The sequence below is a fragment of the Actinokineospora pegani genome (genome assembly GCF_009745975.1).
In the GTDB taxonomy this organism is placed as follows: domain Bacteria; phylum Actinomycetota; class Actinomycetes; order Mycobacteriales; family Pseudonocardiaceae; genus Actinokineospora; species Actinokineospora pegani.
This window is the reverse complement of record NZ_WHOL01000062.1, coordinates 15,743-35,893: the sequence shown is the minus strand read 5'-3', so window position 1 is coordinate 35,893 and position 20,151 is coordinate 15,743. Positions and strand designations below refer to the sequence as shown.

Annotated in this window: 20 protein-coding genes; 3 read left to right on the top strand and 17 right to left on the bottom strand. The window is 72.3% G+C overall.

All coding sequences use genetic code 11. The features are described from left to right. Positions 1–965: 965 nt before the first annotated feature. From GCL84_RS07850 to GCL84_RS07795, 12 genes are all read right to left on the bottom strand, one after another. Positions 966–1,349 carry a tetratricopeptide repeat protein gene (locus GCL84_RS07850; RefSeq protein WP_156754716.1) on the bottom strand — a complete coding sequence of 128 codons (384 nt, stop codon included), beginning with the start codon at positions 1,347–1,349 and terminating at the stop codon, positions 966–968. 18 nt (positions 1,350–1,367) lie between these two features. After that, positions 1,368–2,333: a pirin family protein gene (locus GCL84_RS07845; protein ID WP_156754715.1), complete on the bottom strand. Its 966-nt coding sequence runs from the start codon at positions 2,331–2,333 to the stop codon at positions 1,368–1,370. Positions 2,334–2,415: 82 nt separating this feature from the next. Beyond that, entirely contained in the window at positions 2,416–2,892 is a 477-nt protein-coding gene (locus tag GCL84_RS07840) for a hypothetical protein (protein ID WP_156754714.1), read from the bottom strand. A 101-nt stretch (positions 2,893–2,993) separates the two neighbouring features. Continuing rightward, a complete protein-coding gene (locus GCL84_RS07835) occupies positions 2,994–3,698 on the bottom strand; it encodes a sirohydrochlorin chelatase (RefSeq protein WP_156754713.1) in 705 nt (234 codons plus the stop codon). Continuing rightward, positions 3,695–4,858: a uroporphyrinogen-III synthase gene (locus GCL84_RS07830; protein ID WP_156754712.1), complete on the bottom strand. Its 1,164-nt coding sequence runs from the start codon at positions 4,856–4,858 to the stop codon at positions 3,695–3,697. Before GCL84_RS07830 ends, GCL84_RS07835 begins: the two co-directional genes overlap by 4 nt. Next, positions 4,855–5,217, bottom strand: coding sequence for a nitrite reductase small subunit NirD (gene nirD, locus GCL84_RS07825; RefSeq protein ID WP_156754711.1), 363 nt, complete (start codon positions 5,215–5,217; stop codon positions 4,855–4,857). The genes GCL84_RS07830 and nirD overlap by 4 nt, the downstream gene beginning before the upstream one ends. Beyond that, positions 5,214–7,730 (bottom strand): nitrite reductase large subunit NirB, encoded by a 2,517-nt coding sequence (gene nirB / locus GCL84_RS07820; protein WP_156754710.1) that lies wholly within the window; start codon positions 7,728–7,730, stop codon positions 5,214–5,216. Before nirB ends, nirD begins: the two co-directional genes overlap by 4 nt. 129 nt (positions 7,731–7,859) lie before the next feature. Beyond that, positions 7,860–9,392: an MFS transporter gene (locus GCL84_RS07815; protein ID WP_156754709.1), complete on the bottom strand. Its 1,533-nt coding sequence runs from the start codon at positions 9,390–9,392 to the stop codon at positions 7,860–7,862. 206 nt (positions 9,393–9,598) lie between these two features. Beyond that, positions 9,599–10,390, bottom strand: a complete 792-nt coding sequence (locus GCL84_RS07810) for a TIGR02569 family protein (RefSeq protein WP_235926066.1) — start codon at positions 10,388–10,390, stop codon at positions 9,599–9,601. Between the two features lie 133 nt (positions 10,391–10,523). Further along, the gene (gene moeZ, locus GCL84_RS07805) at positions 10,524–11,702 is read right to left on the bottom strand and encodes an adenylyltransferase/sulfurtransferase MoeZ (RefSeq protein WP_156754708.1); all 1,179 of its coding nucleotides are present in this window, start codon (positions 11,700–11,702) and stop codon (positions 10,524–10,526) included. A 122-nt stretch (positions 11,703–11,824) separates the two neighbouring features. Beyond that, a complete protein-coding gene (locus tag GCL84_RS07800; protein WP_156754707.1) occupies positions 11,825–12,877 on the bottom strand; it encodes a DUF3152 domain-containing protein in 1,053 nt (350 codons plus the stop codon). 88 nt (positions 12,878–12,965) lie between these two features. Then, positions 12,966–13,946: an alpha/beta fold hydrolase gene (locus tag GCL84_RS07795; protein ID WP_156754706.1), complete on the bottom strand. Its 981-nt coding sequence runs from the start codon at positions 13,944–13,946 to the stop codon at positions 12,966–12,968. Between the two features lie 185 nt (positions 13,947–14,131). On the opposite strand from GCL84_RS07795, the gene GCL84_RS07790 reads away from it, so the two are divergent. Then, a complete protein-coding gene (locus tag GCL84_RS07790; protein WP_156754705.1) occupies positions 14,132–14,761 on the top strand; it encodes a TetR/AcrR family transcriptional regulator in 630 nt (209 codons plus the stop codon). 22 nt (positions 14,762–14,783) lie between these two features. On the opposite strand, the gene GCL84_RS07785 is transcribed toward GCL84_RS07790, so the two are convergent. From GCL84_RS07785 to GCL84_RS07775, 3 genes are all read right to left on the bottom strand, one after another. Next, on the bottom strand, positions 14,784–15,752 hold the full coding sequence (locus tag GCL84_RS07785) for an alpha/beta fold hydrolase (protein WP_235926065.1): 969 nt from the start codon (positions 15,750–15,752) through the stop codon (positions 14,784–14,786). Positions 15,753–15,859: 107 nt separating this feature from the next. Then, positions 15,860–16,741 carry an alpha/beta fold hydrolase gene (locus GCL84_RS07780; RefSeq protein ID WP_156754703.1) on the bottom strand — a complete coding sequence of 294 codons (882 nt, stop codon included), beginning with the start codon at positions 16,739–16,741 and terminating at the stop codon, positions 15,860–15,862. 8 nt (positions 16,742–16,749) lie between these two features. Beyond that, positions 16,750–17,661 carry an AurF N-oxygenase family protein gene (locus tag GCL84_RS07775; protein WP_156754702.1) on the bottom strand — a complete coding sequence of 304 codons (912 nt, stop codon included), beginning with the start codon at positions 17,659–17,661 and terminating at the stop codon, positions 16,750–16,752. An 85-nt stretch (positions 17,662–17,746) separates the two neighbouring features. On the opposite strand from GCL84_RS07775, the gene GCL84_RS07770 reads away from it, so the two are divergent. Beyond that, positions 17,747–18,502 carry a TetR/AcrR family transcriptional regulator gene (locus tag GCL84_RS07770; protein ID WP_407924374.1) on the top strand — a complete coding sequence of 252 codons (756 nt, stop codon included), beginning with the start codon at positions 17,747–17,749 and terminating at the stop codon, positions 18,500–18,502. Further along, positions 18,499–18,822, top strand: a complete 324-nt coding sequence (locus GCL84_RS07765) for a DUF4873 domain-containing protein (RefSeq protein ID WP_156754700.1) — start codon at positions 18,499–18,501, stop codon at positions 18,820–18,822. The genes GCL84_RS07770 and GCL84_RS07765 overlap by 4 nt, the downstream gene beginning before the upstream one ends. A gap of 139 nt (positions 18,823–18,961) precedes the next feature. Here GCL84_RS07765 and GCL84_RS07760 read toward each other — a convergent pair whose 3' ends face one another. Both GCL84_RS07760 and GCL84_RS07755 read right to left on the bottom strand, forming a co-directional pair. Further along, positions 18,962–19,186: a DUF3107 domain-containing protein gene (locus GCL84_RS07760; protein WP_156754699.1), complete on the bottom strand. Its 225-nt coding sequence runs from the start codon at positions 19,184–19,186 to the stop codon at positions 18,962–18,964. A 128-nt stretch (positions 19,187–19,314) separates the two neighbouring features. After that, on the bottom strand, positions 19,315–19,986 hold the full coding sequence (locus tag GCL84_RS07755) for a ferritin-like fold-containing protein (protein ID WP_156754698.1): 672 nt from the start codon (positions 19,984–19,986) through the stop codon (positions 19,315–19,317). Between the last annotated feature and the right edge of the window lie 165 nt (positions 19,987–20,151).

The window sequence follows — 20,151 nt, the reverse complement described above, 5'->3', positions numbered from 1 at the left end:
ACCGGGCTGACCCAGCAAGCGGGCCGACCCAGCCCGACCGGGCTGACCCAGCAAGCGGGCCGACCCAGCCCGACCGGGCTGGCCCAGCGAGCGGGCCGACCCGGCTCGACCGGGCCAACCCACCTCGCGGGCGCGCCCACCTCGACCAGATTGCCCAGCTCACGAACCGGCCAGCTGGCCCAGCTCACGAACCGGCCACCTCAACCGGGCTAGTCCAGCTCGCGGGCCCGACCCCACCCGACCGGGCTGGCCCAACTCGACCAGGCTGGCCCAGCGAGCGGGCCGACCCGGCTCGACCGGGCTGACCCCGGCTCGACTGGGCTGCCTCAGCTCGACCAGGCGGACCAGCGAGCAGGCTGGACCGGGCTGACCCCAGCCCGACCGGGATGGCCCGACTCGACCAGGCGGACCCGGCGAGCGGGCCGACCCGGCTCGACCGGGCTGACCCCAGCCCGACTGGGATGACCCCAGCCCGACTGGGCTGCCTCAGCTCGACCAGGCGGACCCAGCGAGCAGGCTGGCCCGGCTGAACCGGGCTGACCCCAGCCCGACTGGGCTGGCCCAACTCGACCGGGCTGACCCAGCGAGTGGACCGACCCGGCTCGAGCGGGCCGACCCAGCTCGCGAGCGGGACCAGCTCGACCAGGCGGGCCCACCTCAACCAGGCCAACCTGCCTAGCTGGCCCGGCACGGCGAAGCTCGCCGGGTTGCCCGGCCCGGCTGGATCGACCCAACTCGACCCGGCCAGCCTCGCCCGTTGGCTGAGCTGAGCCAGCCCGGCTCGCCCGCTTGCCTCACTTGACGAATCCGGCCCGACTCGCCCGGCCCGGCTTGCCCGGCCCGGCTTGCCCAGCCCGGGCGGCCGGGCTCCGGCGGCCGGGCTCCGCTGGCTGGCCCTCGTTTGACCGGTCTGGCTGGTCCGGTCTGGCTCCGGGCCGCATCGGGGTGGGCGGTTCGCGCCCGGGTCAGGCGCGGGTTTCGGATTCGGTGAGGTGGTCTGCCCACTGGCCGGACATGGCCACGGCCAGGCGGAGGTGGGGTAGGGCCTCGCGGTGGCGGGACTGGCGGGCCAGGGTGCGGCCCAGGAGCAGGTGTCCGTAGGCGTCGGTGGGGGCCAGGGTGATCAGTTGGCGGGCGGTGGCCTCGGCGGCGGTCAGGGCGGCGGTGTGGAACTGGGCCAGGGCCAGTTCGGTCAGGATCGCGGTGTCGCGGGGTTCGTGGGTGGCGGCCTGGGCCAGGAAGCGGACGGCCGTGCGGTGGTCGCCCGCGTCCTGGTGGAGGTGGGCGCGGTCGAGCAGGGCCTGGGTGTCCAGGGCGTCCAGGTCGAAGGTGGGGGTGGGGGTGGTCATGGCTGCCCTCCTTGGGGGTCAGGACTGGTCGTCGGCGGGGGACAGGTGGGTGGCGGGGATTTGGCCTAGGCGGCCTGCCTGGTAGTCGTCGAAGGCTTGGGATAGTTCTTGGCGGGTGTTCATGACGAAGGGGCCGTAGCGGGCTACCGGCTCGTTGATGGGGCGGCCGCCCAGGATGAGGATTTCCCAGGGGGTTGGGGTGGGGGCGGCTTGGAGGGTGAGGGCTTCGCCCGCGGTCAGGACGGCCAGGTGGCCTTCGGCGAGTGGGCGGGATTCGGGGCCGACGGTGCCCTCGCCGGACAGGACGTAGACGAGGGCGTTGAAGTCCCTCGGCCACGGCATGGCGAGGCGGGCGCCGGGGCTGACGGTGGCGTGCAGGTAGGTGATCGGCGAGTAGGTCGATCCCGGGCCCGCGTGGCCGTCGAGTTCGCCCGCGATGATCCTGACCAGGGCTCCGCCGTCGTCGCTGGCGATCAGGCTGGCGCTGGTGGCGGCGATGTCCTGGTAGCGGGGTTGGACCAGCTTGAGCGCGCGGGGCAGGTTGACCCAGAGCTGCACGCCGTGGAACAGCCCGCCCGCGGCCACGAGGTCCTGGGGTGGGACCTCGTTGTGCAGGATGCCCTGGCCCGCGGTCATCCACTGGGTGGAGCCGTCGGTGATCAGGCCGCCGCCGCCGATGGAGTCGGTGTGCTGCATGGCGCCGTCGATCATGTAGGTGACGGTCTCGAAGCCGCGGTGCGGGTGCCACGGGGCGCCCTTGGCCTCCCCCGGGCCGTACTCGACCGCGCCCATGTGGTCGAGCAGCAGGAACGGGTCGGCCATGGCCAGGTCGAGGCTGGGGAACGGGCGGCGCACCTGGAAGCCCTCGCCCTCGAGGAACTTCGCGGCGCGCACGACCTTGTGCACCTTGCGCCAGGCCGTCGCGGCCTCGGGCAGCTCCGGCAGGCGGGGCAGGGTCAGGGTGTCAGCGGTGATCGCGGGCATCGCGCGCTCCCTTCGGGCTGGTCGGACCCCTTGTGGGGCCTCGATCCGGAGCAACTTGGTTGCGCGTTCAATTATTCCGGGGTCAGGTCTGCGGCCACATGGAGTAGATGAGGTTGTCCGCGTCGGCGCACACGACCTGCGGGAAGTCCGGTTCGGGCACCTGGTTGCAGGTGAGTGGGCCGATGTCGAACGGGGGCAGGCCGGTCTCCGGGTTCGGGCGGGCCGCGTAGTAGTCGAACAGGATCGCGGCGGCGTTCTCGCAGTCGAGGATGCCGCCCGGGGTCTCGACGACGACGGCGAGCATGTCCTTGCCCAGGGCGCCCTTGAACGGCCGGTCGCAGTACTGGGCGGCGGCGGTCTGGTCGACGGTCGGGATGCCCGGGTCGGATGCCGTGGTCTGGGTGCTGGAGCGGGTGGGCGCCGATGACCGGGTGGTGGAGGGGCGCTCGGAGGGCTCGGTGACGGGGGTGGAGGTCTGCTGGGTGGCCGCGGTGGGCGTCCCGGAGACCGTGCCCGCGCAGCCCACGAGGGCGAGCAGGGCGGTCGCGAGTCCACTCACGACTGCCGATCTCGTTAACCGGTAACGGTTCTCGCCCATCTGCCGCCTCTTCCTCACTGCCGGTGTGCGAACACCGCGCAGCGTAGACACAGCGGGCGGGGTCAGACCGCCAAATCGAGCGAACGGTAGACGACGGCCTCGGTGTAGCGGCGCACGACGAGGTGGGCGACGCGGGGGTGGTCGCCGAGCGGCTGGGCGATCACCGGGGCCCCGGTGGCGGCCACGGCCCGGTGGAACAGGCCGGGGGCCAGCAGCCAGGACGCCACCGCGACCCGGGGGGTGCGGTCGCGCGGCCACCGGGCCCGCAGCGAGTCGACCACCTCGGCGACGGTGGGGGCGGCCGTCGCGGCGTAGCCGATGCGGACCGCGGAGCCGGTGCGGGCACCGAGCAGGACCGCGGCCCGGCGGACGTCGGCCAGGGCGCGGGGGTCCGAGGAGCCCGCGGCGGCGAGCACGACCTGGTCGCCCGCGCGCCAGCCTGCCTCGACGAGGCGTTCGTGCAGGGCCAGGACCAGTGCGGGCGCCGGGCCCAGGGCCGGGGTGATGGTGGCGTTCGCGCCAGCCGCCTCGACCTGGGCTGGGACGTCGGTGCGGACGTGGTAGCCCGAGGCCAGGAAGGCGGGGACGACGACGGCGGGGCCCCTGGTGGCGCGCAGGACGGCGGTGACGTCGGGGGCGCGGACGTCGGCGAAGGCGACCTTGACCGGGACCTCGGGCAGCAGGTCGCGGACCTGGTCGGCGATGGCCTGGACGGTCTCGGCCCCGCCGGGGGCCCGGGTGCCGTGGGCGACGAGGACGAGGGTCATGCGACCGGCACCGCCAGCCGGTACCCGCGCTTCACGACGGTCTGGACCAGGCCGGGGGCGCCCAGCGCCGCCCGCAGCCTGCCGACGGCGGTCTCCACCGCGTGCTCGTCGACGCCCGCCTCGCGGCCGGAGTGCTTGCGCAGGACCCCGACCAGGGCGGGGCGGGACAGCACCCGGCCCGGGTCCTCGGCCAGGGCGCGCAGCAGCGCCATCGGGGCGGGCGGGATGGGGCGCAGGCCGCCGTCGACCACGGCGGCCTGGCCGCGCAGCTCCAGGTCGGCCGCGCCGATCGTGATGCGCCTGGCCCTGGCGGGCAGGACGGCGGCCAGTTCGCGGACCAGGGCGCCGATGCGGGCGCGGTCGGGGCAGACCACGGGGATGCCCTGGCGGACCAGGGGGCTCGCGGTGATGCCGCCGACGCCGACGACCAGGGTTCGGTGGGTGAGCTGGTCGACGAGGGCGTCGAAGCGGCCCAGGCGGTCGGCGGTCTCCAGGACGCTGGCGGCGGCGGGGGCGCTGGTGAAGGTCAGCGCGTCGACCTGGCCTGCCAGGGTCGTCTCGATGAGCCGCTCCAGTGGGGCGGGGTCGGCGGGGCCGGTCCAGCGGTAGACGGGGACCTCGACGACGTCGGCGCCCGCGGCGCGCAGGGCGTCGATGAACTCGCGCAGCGGCTCGCCGTGGATCTGCACGGCGATGCGCTTGCCCGCCACGCCCCGGGCGAGCAGGTGGTCGAGCAGCTCGGCGCTGGCCTCCGACTCCGGGGACCAGTCCTCGGTGAGCCCGGCGGCGCGGACCGCGCCCTTGGCCTTGGGGCCGCGGGCCAGGACGCGGGAGCCGCGCAGGGTGTCGATGAGCCGCTCGCCCATCCCCCAGCCGTCGGCGGCCTCGACCCAGCCGCGGAAGCCGATGCCGGTGGTGGCCACGGCCACGTCGACCGGCACCGGGTCGGAGACCAGGCGGGTGGTGGCCGCCAGCAGCTCGCTGTCGTCGGCGAGCGGGATGATGCGGATCGCGGGTCCGTGCACCACCGTGGCGCCCTTGCGCTCCATCAGGGCGCCGAGCTCGTCGGCGCGGCGGGCGGCGGTGACGCCGATGGTGTAGCCGGCCAGGGGTGCGATCAGTGGTGCGGTCAACTCGGGAACCTCCAGGAGCGCGGTCATGGTCGCCCCACGGAGATGGTCCCACCCTCGACGCGTACCGGGAACGTGGCGACCACCACCGCGTCGTCCTCCAGGCAGGCGCCCGTGCGCAGGTCGAAGTGCTGTTTGTGCATGGGGGAGGCCACAACCGGCACGCCGCGCAGGTCGCCGACGATGCCCCGGCTGAGGATGTTGGCGCGGGAGAACGGGTCCAGATTGTCCAGTGCGTAAACCTGGCCGTCATGTGTTCGGAACACCGCGACCTGGACGCCGCCGGGCAGCAGCGCGGCGACGCCCTCCTCGGGGCGCAGCCGGGCGAGCGGGCAGACCTCGGTCCAGGCCGTGCGCGCGGTGGGCGCGGTGTCCTGCGCGAGCGTCATCGGGAAGCCACCTCCGGGGTGCCGAGCAGGACGGGGACCCGCTGCCCGCGTTCCTCGCGGAAAGAGACGGCGGGGTCCGGGCTGCCGGGTGCGTTGACGAACGAGGTGAAGCGCGAGAGCTTCTCCGGGTCTTGCAGGACCGCGGCCCACTCGTCGGCGTAGCCGTCGACGTGCGCGGCCATCTGCGCCTCCAGCTCGGCGCACAGGCCGAGGCTGTCGTGCACCACGACGTCGCGGAGGTGGTCGAGTCCGCCCTCCATGGCGTCGAGCCAGGCCGAGGTGCGCTGCAGGCGGTCGGCGGTGCGGATGTAGAAGACCAGGAACCGGTCGATGACCTTGAGCAGCGTCTCTTTGTCCACTTCGGACACGAGGAGGTCGGCGTGCCTGGGCATCGTCCCGCCGTTGCCGCCGACGTAGAGGTTCCAGCCGTTGTCGGTGGCGATGACCCCGAAGTCCTTGCCGCGCGCCTCGGCGCACTCGCGGGCGCAGCCGGAGACGCCGGACTTGAGCTTGTGCGGGGAGCGCAAGCCCCGGTAGCGCAGCTCCAGCTCGACGGCGAGGCCGACGGAGTCCTGCACGCCGTAGCGGCACCAGGTGCTGCCCACGCAGGACTTCACCGTGCGCAGCGACTTGCCGTAGGCGTGCCCGGACTCGAAACCGGCGTCCACCAGCCGTTTCCAGATGACGGGCAACTGGTCGACGGTGGCGCCGAACAGGTCGATCCGCTGCCCGCCGGTGATCTTGGTGTAGAGGCCGAAGTCCCGCGCGACCTGCCCGATGACGATCAGCTTCTCCGGGGTGATCTCGCCGCCGGGGATGCGCGGGACCACCGAGTAGGTGCCGTTGCGCTGGATGTTGGCCAGGAACTTGTCGTTGGTGTCCTGCAAAACGCCCTGCTCGCCCGCGAGGATGTGCCCGTTGCCCAGCGAGGCCAGGATCGAGGCGACGGCGGGCTTGCAGATGTCGCAGCCGCGCCCGGTGCCGTGGCGCTCCACCAGCTCGCTGAAGGTGGTGGCGCCGGTGACGCGCACGATCTCGAACAGCTCCGCGCGCGACTGGGAGAAGTGCTCACACAGCGCCTTGGACTGCTCGACACCGAAGGACGTCAAGAGCTGCTTGAGCATCGGAACGCAAGAACCACAAGAGGTTCCCGCACGCGTGCACGCCTTCACCGCCGGGATGTCCGCACAGCCCTGCTCGTGCACCGCCGTTCGCACATCGCCCTTGGTCACCGCGTTGCAGGAGCAGACCTGGGCCTCGTCCGGCAGCGCGTCGACCCCGACTCCCCCGCCCCCGCCCGCCGGGGCGAGCAGCGCCCCGGGGTCGCCGGGCAGCGCGCGGCCGACCATCGGGCGCAGGGTGGCGTAGTCCGCGGCGTCGCCGACGAGGACGCCGCCGAGCAGGGTCTTGGCGTCGTCGGAGACGACCAGCTTCTTGTAGGTGCCCTTGACCGCGTCGTTGACGACGACCTCGAGCGAGCCCTCGGTGGCCGCGTGCGCGTCGCCGAAGGAGGCCACGTCGACCCCGAGCAGCTTGAGCTTGGTCGACATGTCGGCGCCGGGGAAGGTCGCGCGGCCGCCCAGCAGCCGGTCGGCGACGATCTCGGCCATGGCGTAGCCGGGGGCGACCAGGCCGTAGACGCGGCCCTCGATGTTGGCGCACTCGCCGATCGCGTAGACGTCCGGGTCCTCGGTGCGGCAGCCCTCGTCGACGAGGACGCCGCCGCGCTCGCCCACCGGCAGGCCGCAGTCGCGGGCGAGCTGGTCGCGGGGGCGGATGCCCGCGGAGAACACCACCAGGTCGACGTCCAGTTCGGTGCCGTTGCCCAGCTTGGCCAGCAGCCTGCCCCGGTCGCCCTCGATGGCCGCGGTGGAGGTCCCGGCGTGCACGGTGACGTCGAGGTCCTCGATCAGCCGCTTGAGCAGCGCGCCGCCGCCCTCGTCGACCTGCAGCGGCATCAGCCGCGGGGCCAGCTCGACCACGTGCGGGGACAGGCCCATGTCGCGCAGCGCCTTGGCCGCCTCCAGGCCGAGCAGGCCGCCGCCGATGACCAGCGCGGCGCCGCGGCCCACGCCCGCCCGCGCCCGGGCGGCGGAGGCCTTGATGGCGTCGAGGTCGTCGATGGTGCGGTAGACGTGGCAGCCGGGCAGGTCGCGGCCGGGGACCGGCGGCACGAACGGCGCGGAGCCGGTGGCCAGGGCGAGCGCGTCGTAGGCCTGGACGCGGCCGGAGGCGGTGGTGACGGTGCGGGCGGCCCGGTCGACGGTCGCGACCGGGTCTCCCAGCACCAGCTCCACCGCGTCGTCGCTGTCGAACTCGGCGCCGTCGAGGCGCAGGCGCAGCGGGTCCCAACCGTCCACGTAGGACGTGAGCGCGACGCGGTCGTAGGCGGGGCGCGCCTCTTCGGCGAACTGGACCACCCGCCACCCGCCTGCGGTGTCGCGGTCGCGCAGGGCCTGCACGAGGCGGTGCCCCACCATTCCGTTGCCGACGACCACGAGTGTGCGCGACATCCGGGTGCCTCCCTGGGCGGTTGGTGACGGTTCGTGTCAATGGTCGGAGCCTGCTGTGACCTCGCGAGGGCTGGTCCATTGCGCCGCTGTTACATGGCGCTCTCTTCACCGGCCAGTCCTCGGTGCGGGTCACACACCCGCGTGAGCGAGGCTCTTGTCGGACTTGCGCAGGTAGAAGAACCAGGTCAGCACCGCGAAGACCGCGTAGGCGGCGATGAAGACGTAGAGCGCGGAGGTGGACCAGGTGGCGTTGGCGTCGGCCGCCGCGGCCTTGGCCTCCGGCGTCGTGGCCGCCGCGACGGCGCTGGAGACCGGCACGCTGGCCATGCGGAAGACCTGCTGGATCAGGAACCCGCCGAAGGCGCCGATCGCCCCGGCGATGCCGATGACCGCCGCCGCCATGCGCTTGTGCCTGAGCGCGCTCTCCTGCTCGGTCAGCCCGCTGGTGGCCAGCCGCCTGCGGCCCAGCTCGCCGAAGATGACCGGGATCATCCGGTAGGTCGAGCCGTTGCCCGCGCCGGAGAGCGCGAAGATGACCATGTAGGAGGAGAAGAACAGCCCGAAGCTGCGCTCGGTCACGCCGACCATCGCCAGCACGGTGAACGCGGCCATCGCGATGAACACGCCCAGGGTGACGCGCGCGCCGCCCAGCCGGTCGGACAGCCAGCCGCCGAGGGGCCGGGAGACCGAGCCGATGAGCGCGCCGAGGAAGCCCAGCCCGGCCAGGTAGGTACCGATGAACGGGTTCTGCGCCAGGAACTCGGGGAAGGTCAGCTTGATGACCAGCGGCAGCGCGAACGAGAAGCCGATGAACGAGCCGAACGTGCCGATGTAGAGGATCGACATGATCCAGGTGTGCCGCTCCTTGAGGCAGGTCCAGTACGACCTGGTGTCGGACTTGGCCATCGTGAGCGAGTCCATCTTGAAGTACGCGCCCACCACCGCGGCGACGATGAACGGCATCCACATGATGCCCGCGTAGGCCAGGTGCACCGGGTGGACCGGGTTCTTCGCGATGGCGTAGGGGACGCCGATGATGATGACCAGCGGTGTCAGCAGTTGCACGACCGCGACACCGAGGTTGCCGCCCGCCGCGTTGAGGCCGAGCGCCAGTCCCTTCTTCTTCTCCGGGTAGAAAAACGAGATGTTGGCCATCGAGGAGGAGAAGTTGCCACCGCCGACGCCCGCGAGCGCCGAGAGCACCAGCATGATGGCGAACTGCGCGTCGTGCGACTGCTCGCGCACGAAGTCGAAGTGCACCATGGCGGCCAGCGCGCCGGTGGGGATGAACAGCAGCGCGGCGCTGATGATGGTCCACAGCCTGCCGCCGAACTTCGGCACGGCGAAGGTGTAGGGGATGCGCAGGGCCGCCCCGACCAGGTTCGGCAGGGCGGTGAGCCAGAACAGCTCGCTGGCGGTGAACGGCGTCCCGCCGCCGAAGCCCGCGTTGGACAGGTTGAGCACCACCACGGACCACAGCACCCAGATGGAGAAGCCGAGGTGCTCGGCGAAGATGGAGAAGGCCAGGTTGCGGCGGGCGACCTTCTTGCCCGTCGTCTCCCAGAAGTCGGGGTCCTCCGGCTCCCAGTGGTCGATCCACCGTCCCTTGCGGGGTGTTGTGGGTGGTGGGGTTTTGGCGGGGGATTCGACGGCGAGACTCATGCGTCCTCCTCTTGCTGACCGTGGAGGGGACGGTAGGAAGCGGAGTTTGCCGGTGCGTGGTGGTGGGTGACGGGGAGGGCACTTCTTGCGCACTGGTGGGGCAGGAGCGTTGTGAGGCTCCCGAGAACGGATGCGTTGCTCGGGCGGCTCGTCGGGGTGGACGCGCTGCTGCAAAGCAAGCGCTGCCGGGGGCGGTGTGTGGGGGTCTAGATCAGTTGGCCCACGCGGTGGGCGGCTCGTTCCAAGCCGCGCATGGAGCGGGAGGTCGACTTGGGGTGGAGGGCGTGGACCGCCAGGCGGAACAGGAGGGCTCTGAGGAGGACCTGGCGCCATTCGGGGAGGTGGGACCAGCGTTTGGCCAGGGCGTCGTCGGCGCCGCCCCAGGACATGGCGTCGATCGCCACGACTGCGGCTGCCCACTCCGCGGGGCGGTAGAAGGCCGTGAAGTCGATGATGCCGGGTGGGGCGTCGCCGTCGAACAGGACGTTGCCGAAGAGGTCGCCGTGGACCACCTGGGGGGTGAGGGTGACGGGTTGGCGGGACTCGGCGAACAGGTCGAACAGGCGGCCGCCGAGTTCGGGGGTCAGGGGGGCGTTGTCCTCCTCGCCCCAGGCCGCTCGGTCGGCGGTGGCGAAGACGTCCACGCGGGAGCCGAGGAAGCGGGGGCGGGGGAGGCTCGCGGTGGCCTTGTGCAGGCGCAGCGACGCCGAGATGACCTCGTCGTAGCGGGGTTCGGCGCGGCCTGCGACGTGCCGGAAGGCCATCCAGCCGCCGACGACGTAGCGGCCGTCGCTGGAGCGCAGGGGGCGGGCGACGCGCAGGTCGGGCACGGTGAGGTCGTTGAGCGTCTGGGCCACCCAGCTAGCCTCCGCCGGGCTCACCGCCTGGCGCATGGCCACGTCACCGCACCGCCACACCGGGCCGTGGCCGACCAGCACCGGGTCGGCGTTGCGGGCGCCGAAGGCGGCCTGCACGTGCGGGGGCGGCGGAGTGCTCACGGCCCGGCACGCTACCCGTCCCAGCCGCCCCGGCACGGCGGCGACACGGGTCCGAATCAGTTGATCTTCGCAGGTGAGACCGCCCGAACGGGGGTCATTCCCCCGTTCGGGCGACTCGGGCCGGAACGCGGCCTCAGTACTGCGGCAGGCTCGTGTCGATCTGCGCGGCCCAGGCCAGCACACCGCCACCGACGTGCACGGCGTCTTTGAACCCGGCCTTGTGCAGGGCCGCGAGGGCCTCCGCGGAGCGGGCGCCGGACTTGCAGTGCAGCACGATCGGCTTGTCCTGGGGCAGCTCGGCGAACGCCTCGCCGGACAGGATGCGGTCCTTGGGGATCAGCGTGGAGCCCTCGATCTTGACGATCTCGTACTCGTGCGGCTCGCGGACGTCGATCAGGGCGAAGTCGTCGCCCTGGTCGAACTTGTCCTTGAGGTCGCGCACGGTGATGGTGCTGTCCGCCGCCGCGGTCTGGGCGTCGGCCGACACCACGCCGCAGAAGGCGTCGTAGTCGATGAGGCCCTCGATCGGCTTGGTCTCCGGGTCCTTGCGGATCTTGATGGTCCGGTAGGTCATGTCCAGCGCGTCGTAGACCATCAGGCGGCCGAGCAGCGGCTCGCCGATGCCGGTGAGCAGCTTGATCGCCTCGGTGACCATGATCGACCCGATGGACGCGCACAGCACGCCCAGCACACCGCCCTCGGCGCACGAGGGCACCATCCCCGGCGGCGGCGGCTCGGGGTAGAGGTCGCGGTAGTTGAGGCCCTGCCCGTTGGGGGCGTCCTCCCAGAACACGCTGACCTGGCCCTCGAACCGGAAGATCGAGCCCCACACGTACGGCTTGCCCAGCAGCACGGCGGCGTCGTTGACCAGGTAGCGGGTGGCGAAGTTGTCGGTGCCGTCGAGGATCAGGTCGTAGTCGGCGAAGATGTCCAGCGCGTTCGACGAGTCCAGCGCGGTCTCGTGCAGGTTGACCGTGATCAGCGGGTTGATCTCGGCGACCGACTCCTTGGCCGAGACCGCCTTGGGCTTGCCGATGTCGGACTGGCCGTGGATGACCTGGCGCTGCAGGTTCGACTCGTCGACGACGTCGAAGTCGACGATGCCGAGCGTGCCGATCCCGGCCGCGGCCAGGTACAGCAGCGCCGGGCTGCCGAGCCCGCCCGCGCCGACGACGAGCACCTTCGCGTTCTTGAGCCGCTTCTGCCCGTCCACGCCGACGTCGGGGATGATGAGGTGGCGGCTGTAGCGCTGCACCTCTTCCTTCGACAGCTCGGCTGCGGGCTCCACGAGCGGCGGCAAACTGCCTGGCATCGGCTCCTCCTCGAACGCGGTTCATGTCCCCGGGTCAGCACGGGCTGACACCGGTTCAGAACACCAGCATCCCACGGGGGAATTCCTTCCTCCCGCATCGTGGGAGGCGGCTCACGCCCGCGTCAGCCCGCGGGCTGGGCCTGCGGGTTCGGCCAGGCGTTGGGCTTGCACACCAGCCCGTCCTCCTTGACCGCGTCGGGCAGGCCGACGGCCCGGTTGAGCTGGGCGACGTAGTTGTTGGCCACGCCGAAGCTCTGCTGCATCATCACCGGGGCCAGCGCGCCGTTCTCCGCGCAGCCGACGTGGCTGTTGCGGAAGGCGTGGCCGATCTCGTGGTTGATCGCGTACTGGCGGTAGGTCAGCATGTCGCCGCCGAAGACCACCGCGCCGCGCACCCAGCGCGCCAGGTTGAGCATCAGCCGCTTCTCGCTGCCGCGCCAGCAGGACGCCTCGTACTTGATCGAGTAGCCGCACTTGTCCGGGCGGTGCGCGGTCTCCGGGGTGGTCAGGCTGATCCGGATGTCGGGGGCCGGGCCGCCGGGCTCGACGCGCCGCAGCGACACCTGGCCAAGGCCCGCCCAGCCGCGCGGGTCGGCGAGGGTCTGGTCGACCAGGGCGGCGTAGGCCTCGTCGCCGCCGAAGGACGAGGCGTCGATGCCGTCCTCGACCTCGATCGTGTAGGTGTAGAGCCGCCCGCCCGTGCCGAGGCGCTCGCCGCTGCCCGGGACGCCGTGCCAGGTGCCCGCGCCCGCCTGGGTGAACGCGCCGCCTTCCGGCAGCTCCGCGGTGGGGACGGTGGCGTCGACCGGCCCGGGGGCGCGCTCGGTGGCCTCCGGCGGCCCGGTCTCGATGGCGGACCCGCCGTTGGCGCGCACCGCGTCCCCCGGCGGGGTGGTGGCCGAGACGTCGCCGTCGCCGCCGCCGGTCTGCACAACGGCGAGGGCGGTGACCGCGACCAGGACCGGCAGGGCGTAGACGCGCCAGCCGTAGGTCTCCATCACGCGGCGCACGACCCCCTGGCGGGGCTCGTCCTGGGGGTGCGGCGTCGGCGACCAGGAGGCCGCCAGGGGCTCGCCCGCGGTGCGGCGGGCGCCCGGCCGGTACCGCTCGCCCTGGGTGTCGGGTGCGGAGCGGGACGGCGTCTCGGCGAAGTCCTCGCCCGTCGTTCGGCTCACCGGCCCAAGGGTGCCACACCGCCCGCCGTTCGCGGCGGCACCGTCCGATCAGGCGTTTCCCTGCGCACACCGGTGCGGGGAAGACCCGTCACCAGCTACCGTCCTGAGCACCTTCCCACAGTCCGAGCACCGCGCGGGCCACCGTGGCGGGCCGCTCCATCTGGGCCACGTGCCCGGTGCGCGGCAGCACGAGCAGCTTGCCCCTGGGCAGCAGTTCGGCAGTGCGCGGTGCTTTGCGGACCGAGACGAGCTTGTCCTCGGTGCCCCACACGACCAGCGTGGGCACGGCGATGCGCGGTAGCTGCCGCCACACCGAGCGGCTGCCGCCCACCAGCCAGGACCGGATGAGGCCGACGGTGGACTGGGCCAGCGCCGGGTTCGCCCAGGCCTGCTTGGCGCGCTCGGCGTACTCGTTGGCGGTCTCCTCCAGACGCTCCTGGGAGACGCCGGAGGGGTCGGCGAAGCAGAGGTTGAGCATCTGCGTGGCCCGCTGCCGCGGCGACACCTGCGCCAACCGCCTGCGGGCGCCGTTGCCGAGCACGGGCAGCATCGCCAGCACCATGCGCGGGTCGGACATCCGGCGCGGGTCGGGGCGCAGGTCGGGCACGGCCGGGGAGACCAGGGTCAGGGTGCGCACCAGGTCGGGGTGGCGGGCGGCCAGGTGGATGGAGATCGTGCCGCCCATCGAGTTGGCCAGCAGGTGCACCGGGCCCAGTTCGAGGCCGCGCAGCCACTTCGCGACGGCGTCGGCGTGCGCGGCGATCGTGTACGGGTAGCCCCCGGGCGGCTGGGAGCGGCCGAAGCCGGGCAGGTCGACGGCGATGCCGGGGGCGTGGCCCGCGAGCTGGCCCGCCAGGTCGGTCCAGTTGGTGGCCGAGCCGCCGAGGCCGTGGACGTAGACGGCGGTGACGTCGCCCTCGCCCGGGGTGCGCCGGACGTGCAGCGTGATCCCGTTGGACTCGACGTCCTCGCCCGGCCAGGCGGGGGCCGACTGGTCGACCGGGGGCAGGGCGGCCGAGGAGAGCGGCACCCGGGTGATCGGCGCGGGCAGGCTGGTGGCGACGTTCATCAGTCCAGTGTGCCCGCGCTCCCGGGACCCCGCCGCAGTATGGCGGAGATCACGCCGGATGCCCGGCCGCGCGAAGATCTTGTGGGACCGGTGCCCCGAATTCTGTTACTGGCGAGTAAGCTCAGGCCGCCCGTTCGGGTCGGCGAGTCCGCCCGATGGCAGCACGTGAACAAGGGTGGAGGGGCATGTCTGAGACAGTTCAGCAGGGTGGGGCAGGCCGAGGGGCCCGCCTCCCCCGCACCGCGCGCCGCGCCCAACTGCTGGCCGCGGCCCAGGACGTCTTCGCCGCCAACGGCTACCACGCCGCGGGCATGGACGAGATCGCCGAGCGCGCGGGCGTGAGCAAGCCGGTGCTCTACCAGCACTTCCCCGGCAAGCTCGAGCTGTACATGGCCCTGCTGGACAAGCACGTCGACGAGCTCATCCGCCGCGTCACCGAGGCCATGGACTCCACCACCGACAACAAGGTCCGCGTCCGCAACGCGGTGGGCGCCTACTTCGACTTCGTGGACAACGAGTCGCAGGCGTTCCGGCTGGTGTTCGAGTCCGACCTGCGCGGCGAGCCGCTGGTGCAGGACGCCGTCGACCGCGCGACCTCGTCGTCGGTGGACGCCATCACCGCGACGATCACGGCCGACGCCGGGCTGGACGAGCCCCGCGCGCGGTTGCTGGCCGTGGGGCTCGTGGGCGTGAGCCAGGTCGCTGCCATGGCGTGGTTGTCGGACAACCGGCAACTGCCGAAGGAGGACGCGGTCAACCTGATCTCGAGCCTGGCGTGGCGCGGCATCGGCGGCGGGTTCCCGCTCCAGGCCTGAGCACGCCCCAGCGGCCAGGCGATCAGACCACGGCCTGCGGGACCTTGCCGTCGGCCTTGGCCACCAGCCGGAGGATGCGGGCGGCCACCTCGCGGTTGCGCTCGTACGGGAGCATGTGGCCCGCTCCGGGGTAGCGGACGAACTCGGTGTCCGGCAGGGCGCGCGCGATGACGTGGGCGTGCTCCAGCGGGGTCACCCGGTCCGCCTCGCCCACCAGGACCTGGGTGCGCACCGCCTTGTAGGCGGACAGGGCCGGGACGCGGGAGTGGTTGCGGAGGATGTCGCGCTGCAAGCCGCCGACCGTGCCCTTGTGCGCGCGCGCCAACTGGTCGGCGGTGGCTCGGACGTCGACCAGGCGGAACTTGGAGCCGAAGACCAGCCAGCGCAGGAAGGCCAGGCTCGCGACCTCCTGGGCCCGGGACGCCTTGGGGGGCAGGCGGTCGGCGAGGTCGGTGGTGGGGTCGTCGGTGGCCGCGGTGGTGTTGAGGCCCTCGACCACGGCGCCGGTGGTCATCGAGTGGGACCGGGAGCGGGGGCGGCGGTTCATGAAGGCCTTGACCACCGGGCGCGGGAGGCCGAAGGTCAGCTCGGACATCTCCGCGGCGGAGGTGGAGACGAACATGGCGCCCGCCAGGCGGGCGACCAGGTCGGGGTGCGTCTCGGCCAGCGACATCATGGTCATGCCGCCCATCGAGTGGCCGACGACGACGACCTCGCCGGTGGGGACGCGGTCGGCGATGAGCTCGGCCAGGTCGGTCGACAGGCGGGGCAGGGTGGCCGACCCGCGCGGGGCGGCGGCCGAGCGGCCGTGGCCGCGGTGGTCGTAGCGCAGCACCCGGACGTGCGGGACCAGGTGGGCGACCACCTCGTCCCAGACGCGCAGGTCGCTGGTCCAGCCGTGGGCGAGCACGACGGTCGTGGGGGCGTCCTCGGGACCGGTGTCGACCACGTTGAGCGCCACGTCGTCGGAGGTGCGGAAGATGTCGGCCACGAAACCAGACGTTACCACCGGGTAGCGCGGGGGCCTACTGATCAGTAATACGTGCGGGTGGGCGAATCCCCGGTCTGCCCCGCCTCCAGGGGCAGACCGGGGAGGATTCACGCCGACGCCCGCGAGGACGTGTCCTTGGCCGCCAGCAGGCGCGCGAGGCGCGAGGCGACCTCGTCGACGCGCTCGTAGTTGAGCATGTGGCCCGCGTCCGGGTAGACCGCCAGCTCCGCGTCCGGCAGGGCGTCGGCGATGACGCGGCCGTCGGCCACCGAGCAGAGCCGGTCGCGGCCGCCGGACATGACCACCGCGGGCACGCCCCGGTACGCCGTGAGCGCCTCGAGGCGCTCGTGCTCGTTGAGCGCGCTGCGGAAGGCCACCATGTTCGCCGGGTTGCACCGGCCCACGGCCGCCGCGGTCTCGGCGATGTGCGCGGGCTTGGGCTTGCGGCCGAAGACCAGCCACCGCACGCCGGGGCGGGCGAAGGCGGCCCACTTGCCCAGCAGGCTCGGCCGCTTGAGCCGGGCCAGGCCCAGGTTGACGAACTTCTCGCCGAAGAGCACCGGGGCCGCCACCCAGCGCGGCAGGCCCAGGGTCAGCCGGGACAGCCCGCCGGAGGTGGTGGCCACGAAGGCGACGCCGACGACGCGGTCGGCGATGAACCGCGGGTGGCGCTCGGCCAGGGCCATCAGCGTCATGCCGCCCATGGAGTGCCCGCCGAGCACGATCGGCCCGGTCGGCGCGAAGGCGTTGACGACCTCCACCAGGTCGTCGGCGAGCTGGTCGATGGAGGCGGTGCCCGCGGGCGCCGCGTCGGACTCGCCGTGGCCGCGGAAGTCGAAGCGCACGACCTTCTGGCCGGGCAGCCGCGCGATCGCGTCGTCCCAGGAGTGGTGGTCCATCGTCCAGCCGTGCAGCAGCACGAGGGTGACCGGCGAGGTGGCCGGGCCGTCGAGCACCACGTGGAGCCGCACGCCGTCAGAGGTCAGCATCTGCTCGTTCACTTCTTGACCAACCCAGCCTTCCGCCACAGGGGCATGGTCGGACCGCCGACCAGCCCGGCCTCGTCGAGGAACTTCATGATCCGCTCACCCCAGTAGTGCAGGGTGGCTCGGAAGTGCGGGTTCTCGCGGGCGGCCCGCGCGGCCACCTTGGGGTCGAGCCCGACGGCCGCGTAGACCTTCGGGTTGACCAGGCACAGCATCACGAAGTAGGACACCACGGCCGTCAAGGCCCGGTGGTAGTGCCGAGCGACCGGACCCGCGCCCGCCATGCCCTGCACGACCTCCTGGCGGGCGAAGGTCACGTGCCGCGCCTCCTCCAGCACGTGGATCCGGTTGACCATGCGGATCAGCGGCTGCAGGCTCTCGTCGTTCATGTGCTCGCGCTGCATGCGGTCGAGCACCTCCTCGGCGACGAGGATGGCCGCGTAGGCCGACGGGCCCTGGCCGAACACCGGCAGCGCCTTGGCCAACTGCTTGACCCACCAGGGCGGGCCGTAGGCGGGGGCGCCGAAGCGCTTGCACGCCTTGCCGAACATGGTCGAGTGGCGGCACTCGTCGGCGATCTCGGCGAGCATGTAGTGCACGTGGTCGCTGGTCGGGTCGTGCTTGTAGACCTGCTTGAGCAGCATCTGCATGAGCAGGACCTCGAAGAAGATCCCGTTGCTGGCGATGCTGGCGATCTCGTGCTTGCCCAGCTCGATCCGCTGCTCCGGCGTCATCCGGTCCCAGAGGTCCGTGCCGTAGAGGGAGACGCGGTGTTCGGGGTGGTAATGCTTGCCCGCCACCACGGGGGCGTCCCAGTCGATGTCGACCAGCGGGTCGTAGAACTTGTCCGCGGAGGACTTGAGCAGCCGAGCGGCGGTCCGCTCCCGATCGGCTACTTTGGCCACCTGTGTCACGCGGCTCATCGTCGAGTCACCCCTCCAGGCCGAATTGTCCGGTTGTGCGCAAGCTTGCCGCGCGTTACCGGCGGTAACAGTTACCTCTGGTAGCATCTTGCACATGTCGGACCGTGTCAAGCGCCACAGCTCACCCCGACCCCGGGAGTCCGGGGACGCCCGCCGGGACCGCTGGAAGTCGCACCGGGCCGCCCGCCGCGAGGAGTTCGTCGAGGCCGCCCTGCGCGCCCTCAACGAACACGGGCCGGACTTGGGCATGGAGCACGTGGCGGCCGAGGCCGGGGTGACCAAGCCGGTGCTCTACCGGCACTTCACCGACAAGGCCGACCTGTTCTTGGCCCTGGGCCACCGCGCGACCGAGCTGCTGTTCGAGCGGCTGATCCCGGCGATGAACCGGGAGGAGGCGCCGCTGCCGCGCATCCGCAAGAGCCTGAGCGCCTTCTTCGAGATCATCGAGGAGTACCCGAACCTCTACCGGCTGCTGGTCCGCTCCACCTTCGCCGACCGCAAGATGGACGCCGACATCGTCGCCGAGGACAAAGAGGTCATCGCCAACGCGCTGTCCGCCCTGCTCGGCGACTACATGCGGGCGTTCCAGCTCGACTCCGGCGGCGCCGAGGTGTGGGGCCACGGCATCGTCGGCATGGTGCAGAACGTCGGCGAGTGGTGGCTGGAGCGGCGCACGATGAACCGCGACGCGGTGGTCGAGTACCTGACCATGACCATCTGGGCGGCCATCGACGGCACGATGCGGATGAACGGCTACGTCATCGACCCGAACAAGCCGCTGGACGCCAACAAGGTCATCAAGCTGACCAACGGCCCGCTGACGCAGGAGCGTGAGGCATGAGCGACGAGCACCCCGAGGACGACGGCTACTCCGGCCAGGCCACCCTGGTCGTCGGCGAGCGGGAGTTCGCCGTGACCGTAGAGCTGCGCGGGCACTTCCAGCCCATCGACGGCTACTACCGCTGGTACGGGCGGGTCGCGGCGGACCAGGGCCTGTCCGAGCTGCTCGGCGGCCGCAAGGCCAAGGCCGTCCTGCGCACCCCGGGCGGGGAGTCGCCGGGCGAGCTGTCCGACCCGGACCCGTGGGACCGCTACCGGATCATGGGCACGTCCACGCCCCCGTTCGTCGTGCAGACGACCGTGGACGCCGCAGACGCCTGACCACCCCGGACATGGGAGAGGCCGCCGCCCGGNGGGCGGCGGCCTCTCCCATGTGCAACGCACTCCCACTTCGCTCCCCCACCACGGCCGGCAGCCGTGCGACACGGTCGGGAACGATGCCGGGCGGGGGAGAAATGTCTCAGTGAACGAAGCCGACCTTGCGGGTGTCCGCCGCGCCGATCTCCACGTAGGCGATCTTGGCGGAGGCCACCAGGTAGCGGCGCCCCTTCTCGTCGGTCAACGTCAGCGTGCCCGACTGGTCCTTGAGGGCGGCGGCGACCAAGCCCTCGACCTCTTCAGGGGTCTGGCTGCTGGTGACCACGAGCTCCCGCACGGTGTCCGAGACACCGATCTTGACCTCCACGCCGACCTCCGGCTCTGCGCATAGCGAATGCGATATCGAACAAACTGGCTGCCCCGAGGCTAGTACGCCGAGCGCACCCGGCGCGCGAAGGGGCGGCCGGTTTCACCACACGCGAAATCCGGCCCCGCTCAGCCCAGCCCCAGTGTCGACATCCGCTTGCCGTGCTGCTGCTGGAGCCGCCGGAACAACGCGGCGATCCCGGACAGGTCGCCGGTGCCCGCGACGATCAGCTCGGCGAGGCCGTCGCGCTCGGCGACGACGTACTGGGCCTGGGTCAGCGCCTCGCCCAGCAGCCGCCGCCCCCACAGCGCCAGCCGGTCGCGCACGGTCCGGTCGCGCTCGATGGCGCCGAGGACCTCGCGCTCGGCGAAGGCGGAGTGGCCGGTGTCGGCCAGGACCTCGAGCACCAGCTCCTTGGTCCGGTCGTCGAGCCAGGAGCCGATCTCGCGGTAGAAGTCGGCGGCCAGGCCGTCGCCGACGTAGGCCTTGACGAGTGATTCCAGCCACGAGCGGGGGGCGGTGGAGGCGTGCCAGGTGTCGATGTGGCCGATGAACGGTCGGATGGCGTCCTCGACGTCGACGCCGTGGTCGGCGAGGTAGCGCTGGATCTTGGCGTAGTGGCCCATCTCGGCGGCGGCCATCGTCGACAGCGCGGCTCGGCCGGACACCGTCGGGGCGGACCTGGCGTCCTCGGAGAGCCGGTCGAAAGCGGACAACTCGCCGTAGGCCAGCACCCCCAACAGGTCCACAACCCCGTCCGACAGCGTCCCCTCGACGGGGCCTGTTCCAGCGCTCTGCATGGTTGGCAGCGTATCCGGACGTGGTCACGGGTAGACTCGGGAGGACGTCCGGCCTGGGCGGCTGTTCGAGTGCCCGGCCGAGACGCGCTGAGGACCTCGGGAAAACGCGTGGCGAGTGGCGCCGCCGTCCCGGGCACAGAGGGTGCGCGCATGCCTCGCAGGCCC

Coding starts and splice junctions, on each gene's coding strand:
- GCL84_RS07850 (WP_156754716.1), bottom strand. CDS start 1,349: ATGACCACCCCCACCCCCACCTTCGACCTGGACGCCCTGGACACCCAG.
- GCL84_RS07845 (WP_156754715.1), bottom strand. CDS start 2,333: ATGCCCGCGATCACCGCTGACACCCTGACCCTGCCCCGCCTGCCGGAG.
- GCL84_RS07835 (WP_156754713.1), bottom strand. CDS start 3,698: ATGACCCTCGTCCTCGTCGCCCACGGCACCCGGGCCCCCGGCGGGGCC.
- GCL84_RS07830 (WP_156754712.1), bottom strand. CDS start 4,858: ATGACCGCGCTCCTGGAGGTTCCCGAGTTGACCGCACCACTGATCGCA.
- nirD (WP_156754711.1), bottom strand. CDS start 5,217: ATGACGCTCGCGCAGGACACCGCGCCCACCGCGCGCACGGCCTGGACC.
- nirB (WP_156754710.1), bottom strand. CDS start 7,730: ATGTCGCGCACACTCGTGGTCGTCGGCAACGGAATGGTGGGGCACCGC.
- GCL84_RS07815 (WP_156754709.1), bottom strand. CDS start 9,392: ATGAGTCTCGCCGTCGAATCCCCCGCCAAAACCCCACCACCCACAACA.
- moeZ (WP_156754708.1), bottom strand. CDS start 11,702: ATGCCAGGCAGTTTGCCGCCGCTCGTGGAGCCCGCAGCCGAGCTGTCG.
- GCL84_RS07795 (WP_156754706.1), bottom strand. CDS start 13,946: ATGAACGTCGCCACCAGCCTGCCCGCGCCGATCACCCGGGTGCCGCTC.
- GCL84_RS07790 (WP_156754705.1), top strand. CDS start 14,132: ATGTCTGAGACAGTTCAGCAGGGTGGGGCAGGCCGAGGGGCCCGCCTC.
- GCL84_RS07780 (WP_156754703.1), bottom strand. CDS start 16,741: ATGCTGACCTCTGACGGCGTGCGGCTCCACGTGGTGCTCGACGGCCCG.
- GCL84_RS07775 (WP_156754702.1), bottom strand. CDS start 17,661: ATGAGCCGCGTGACACAGGTGGCCAAAGTAGCCGATCGGGAGCGGACC.
- GCL84_RS07765 (WP_156754700.1), top strand. CDS start 18,499: ATGAGCGACGAGCACCCCGAGGACGACGGCTACTCCGGCCAGGCCACC.
- GCL84_RS07755 (WP_156754698.1), bottom strand. CDS start 19,986: ATGCAGAGCGCTGGAACAGGCCCCGTCGAGGGGACGCTGTCGGACGGG.